Source organism: Pseudomonas sp. NPDC087803, assembly GCF_044742995.1.
Classification (GTDB): domain Bacteria; phylum Pseudomonadota; class Gammaproteobacteria; order Pseudomonadales; family Pseudomonadaceae; genus Aquipseudomonas.
This window is the reverse complement of record NZ_JBIUVO010000115.1, coordinates 2,052-6,346: the sequence shown is the minus strand read 5'-3', so window position 1 is coordinate 6,346 and position 4,295 is coordinate 2,052. Positions and strand designations below refer to the sequence as shown.

Here is a 4,295-nt window from a genome sequence, read left to right as displayed (position 1 = left end):
ACACCCCCCCCCCCCCCGCCCCCCCGACCCGCCCGCCCCGAAACACCCCTCATCCCTCCCATTAGGCCGCGAGCACCCGCTTGATTGAGCACTGCGACCCACTGCGGGTCGGCGTCGCCGATTTCGTTGTTCACAGGCAGATATCGTTCAGGAAACTCCCAGATCAGCACCTGTGGCGGGCTGTTCTTGAAGTCATCGCTTTTCAGGTAGCTGAGCATCGGCAGGATCGGACCGTGGCCGTCCTCGGCGTAGTTGACGACGTCGCTGTGCAGCGCTTGTTTCAGCGCACCGACGAAGTTCCAGTTGGGGTTGGCGCTGTAGCTGGTGCCGATCAGCGCGACCGGTACTTCGCTGTTGGCGAACAGCGCGTCGTCACCGGCAGGTTGCTCGGCAGCGGCCACGGTGTTGCGCTTTTGCAGCGGCTCTTGCGCCGGCATCAGGTTTTCGAACAGCGGGTCCAGTGGCAGGAACAGGCGCAGGTCGCCCTTGTGCGTGACCTTCTCCGCCGGCGTGGTGACAAAGCGCTGCGGCTCGCCGCTGAGCGGGAACTTGGCGGCGATGGTCTGTGCCAGGGTGTTGGCCGCGATCTCGGCGCCTTCCGGGGTCCAGTGGGTGTCGGTGCGCAGGAACACTTGCTGACCGTTCTGCTTGGCTTTTTGCAGCGGGCCGAGCAGGTCCGGGGCGAGGATCTTGTCCGCCGCGACACGGGCGTGGAAGTCCTGATAGAGGTTGGCGTGGATGCTCGCCGGTTTCACTTCACCCAGGTGTTCCGGGTACAGGCGCACCTTGGCCGGGACAATCGCCATCACCAGTTTCACGCCTTTCGCTTTCAGGGTCTGGCGCACGCCTTCGACCAGCGCGTAGTTGCCTTGCAGGTTCAGCTCTTCGTTGACGATCGGGTTGAATTCCTCGTCGCTGTACAGCCACTGATCGCGACCGAGCACCACGCCCGGACGACCTTCGTTGAACAGTTTGAAATCCAGCGCCGCCCAGAGGTTGGTGCCCAGACGCTTGATCGGAAACTGGTCGTCGTAGTGGGTTTCCACGGCTTTGGTCCAGCGACCGTTGAGCACGGTCGCATCGGCATTGGTGCTGAAGCCGAAGAAGCTGCGCACCGACCACAGACCGAGCACCAGCAGGGTCAGCAGAAACAGCGCGATGTAGAAGATGCGTAATGAGCGGGTCATGTCAGATCCCTCAGAACTGGAAGTAAAGGAACGGCGAGAAGCTTTGCGCCGAGAGTTTGAGAATCGAGGCGATGAACAGCAGCAGGATCAGCCCGCGCATCACGTAGCGTGACCAGTCCGCCGTCCAGTAGGCCGGTTGCACCTGGGCTTCGACGCCGACGGTGTAGCCAGGCTCGTGGATGCTCGCCGGGTTTTCGCCGGGGGCGGCCTTGATCATGCCCGGGGTCGCAGCGGCAGGGCCGTCGGTTTCGACGTTGACCACTGGCTTGGTTTTGACCGGAGGCTGTTGGGTGTACAGATCACGCAGGCCGAAGAACGCCAGCGTTGCGTACGCCACCACCAGAGTTGCCACTTGCAGACCGGTGAGGCTGGCGCGGTTGAGTTCCGACAGCGACCAGTCGCTGAAGCTGAACATCGCGCCGTACATGCGCCCGGCGACGTGCAGGTTTTCGGCACGGAAGATCACCCAGCCCATCACCACCAGCAGGAAGGTCAGCGCCCAGCGGATCGGGTTGAGGCTGCGCGGCGCGGTGTTGATGCCGAGCGCTTTTTCGATCGCCAGCCACATGCCGTGCCAGGCGCCCCAGACGATGTAAGTGATGTTCGCGCCGTGCCACAGACCACCCAGAAGCATGGTCAGGAACAGGTTGCGATAGGTCATCAGCGTGCCTTTACGGTTGCCGCCGAGGGTGATGTACAAGTAGTCACGCAGCCAGGTCGACAGGCTGATGTGCCAGCGGCGCCAGAACTCGGTGATCGACTGGCTGATGTACGGCTGCTTGAAGTTTTCCATGAAGCGGAAACCCATCATCAGGCCCAGACCGATGGCCATGTCGCTGTAACCGGAGAAGTCGAAATACAGCTGCGCGGTATACGCCAGCGCGCCGAGCCAGGCATCCCCGGTGGTCGGGTTCTGCAGGGCGAAGCAGTGATCGGCGACCACAGCGAGGGTGTCGGCAATGAACACCTTCTTGATGAAACCCTGCATGAACCGCGTGCAGCCCTCGGAGAACTTGTCGAGGGTGTGGGTGCGGTTGTTGAACTGGTCGGCGAGGTCGCGGAAACGCAAAACCGGGCCGGCAATCAGGTGCGGGAAGATCGCCACGAACGCCGCGAAGTCGATCAGGTTGCGGGTGGCCGGGGTGTCGCCGCGATACACGTCGATGATGTAGCTGATCGACTCGAAGATGTAGAACGAGATACCGATCGGCAGCAGCACGTGGGTCAGGATGAACGGCTCCAGACCGAACGAGGTCATGATCGCGTTGATGCTGTCCACGCCGAAGTTGGCGTATTTGAAGTAGCCGAGGATGCACAAATCGACCGCGACACCGAGCAGCAGCCAGCGCTGTGCCGGTTTGGTGCGCACGCCGGCCGCACCGACTTTCAGGCCGATCCAGTAGTTCCACAGGGTGACGCCGGCGAACAGCGCCAGGAAGTCCACCCGCCACCACGCGTAGAACACGTAGCTGGCGATCAGCAGCAACAGGTTGCGATAGCGTTGCCCGCTCAAGTAGTACAAGCCGAGAAAGATCGGCAAGAACAGAAACAGGAACACGTTGGATGAAAATACCATCCCGATCTCTCCATGTTTGAACCAACAGTCAAGGGCCAAAGCCCCCCCAAACCCCCCACGTGAAACCGGAGGGCTAACTCAAATCTCGCTGCCCCCTGTAGGAGCTGCCGAAGGCTACGATCTTTTGATCTGGTCTTTTGAAATCAAAGTCAAAAGATCGCAGCGTGCCGCAGCTCCTACAGGGTGTTGGCGTTACGAACCCTTATTGCCCTTCTCATGCGACGGGTCGTAGACCTTGGTCAGGTCGCCACCCAGGCGGAAGGTCTTGAACGGTTGCATGCCGTGCTTCTTCTCGATCACATCCGCCGGGCAGGTGTAGAGGGTGCAGAACGGTTCGAGCCAGGCGAATTTCATGTCCTCTTTCAGGTCGGTCATGTCCTGCTCTTTGCCGTTCTTCTTCTCGAAGGCATCCGGGTCTTTCACCCCGGCCAGCACCCGGTCACCCAGACGCTTCAACGCGCTGTTGTTTTCCTGGCGCAGATCGACACCATTGACCTGAGCGAAACTGGCAATCATCGCCAGTGGCGGCAGGGCGTAGTTGTGATAGGCGAGGGCGCGTTGCTGGCGCTTGAGTTCGTTGGGCAGGAAACCATCGGCATCGACCTGATTGACCCCGACCTTGTATTCCTTCACTGCCCAGTCAAACAGGTCGCGACGGTTGGTGGCGATCGAGGTCGCCATCACCGACCACGCGGCCCAGTACGAGTGGTTGTTGGTTTTTTCCAGCGGCAGGTTGTCCCAGTCGCTGACCACTTGATCGGCCATCTTGCTGAACCACGCCTCGATCAACTGCGCTTCCTGCTGATGCGCGGCCAGCGGGTGCGAGTCGGAGAACTTCAGGCGGATGTACGACGAGGCCATGCTGCCCAGCGCCCATTTGCGCATCGACTTGCCGGTGTGGTTGAAGTCTTTCGACATCAACGCATCGGCCTTGGCCCACGCGGTCAACCAGTTGAGCGTGCAGTCGAGCTGTTCCGGACGCCCGTCGCGCATGAACTGCATGACGCGTTTGGCGGTGCCGCGTTCGAGGGTGGTGATGTCCTTGGTGGTGTCGCGGAAAGCTTTTTCCGACTGCACGTTCAGGGTCGCGCGGGCCTTGTCCGAGCCTTCGTACTTGCTGCGAAATTGCAGCGGCCCGGTGTACGGCGCGGGCATCGCGTCGCAGCCTTCGCTGTTGTCGCCGGTCTTGAATTTATCCACCGGGGCGAAGTAGCCCTGCGGCGGGCGCAGTGGCGCGGCGGCCTGAGTGGCCCCGGCGAACATCGCCAGGGTCAGCAGGGATGGTGCAAGCAGATGTTTGATCGTTCGATTTCGCATAGCAGACCTCATTGCCCGACCTGAGCGGTTTGTGGCCCAGCGCCCGGGAATACGTTGCGTTTGCAGATTTTCGCTTCGACTTTTTGCGGCGCGGTACCCGCTTCCGGGCCCTGGACTTCGACTGCCAGCAGGTTTTGCGAGGCCCAGTCTTCGTCCGTGCGCAACTCAAAGGCGAAACGACCGTCGGTGTCGGAGGTTTCCGGTTTCTCGATCTT

General features: G+C 61.3%; 4 protein-coding genes. All 4 read right to left on the bottom strand.

Annotation, left to right across the window (positions count from 1 at the left end):
- Nucleotides 1-1,187 (bottom strand): alginate O-acetyltransferase (locus ACIOUG_RS26440; RefSeq protein WP_401070042.1); only part of this gene is annotated, 1,187 nt, incomplete at its 3' end.
- 10 nt (nt 1,188-1,197) lie between these two features.
- On the bottom strand, nt 1,198-2,763 hold the full coding sequence (locus ACIOUG_RS26435; protein ID WP_401070039.1) for an MBOAT family O-acyltransferase: 1,566 nt from the start codon (nt 2,761-2,763) through the stop codon (nt 1,198-1,200).
- Between the two features lie 192 nt (nt 2,764-2,955).
- A complete protein-coding gene (locus ACIOUG_RS26430) occupies nt 2,956-4,080 on the bottom strand; it encodes a mannuronate-specific alginate lyase (protein ID WP_401070037.1) in 1,125 nt (374 codons plus the stop codon).
- An 8-nt stretch (nt 4,081-4,088) separates the two neighbouring features.
- Nucleotides 4,089-4,295, bottom strand: a 207-nt coding sequence (locus tag ACIOUG_RS26425; RefSeq protein WP_401070034.1) for an alginate biosynthesis protein AlgX, incomplete at its 5' end; no start/stop codon positions are given.

Excerpts from the sequence above, each read along its gene's own strand:
- ACIOUG_RS26435 (WP_401070039.1), bottom strand. The coding sequence starts at position 2,763 with ATGGTATTTTCATCCAACGTGTTCCTGTTTCTGTTCTTGCCGATCTTT.
- ACIOUG_RS26430 (WP_401070037.1), bottom strand. The coding sequence starts at position 4,080 with ATGCGAAATCGAACGATCAAACATCTGCTTGCACCATCCCTGCTGACC.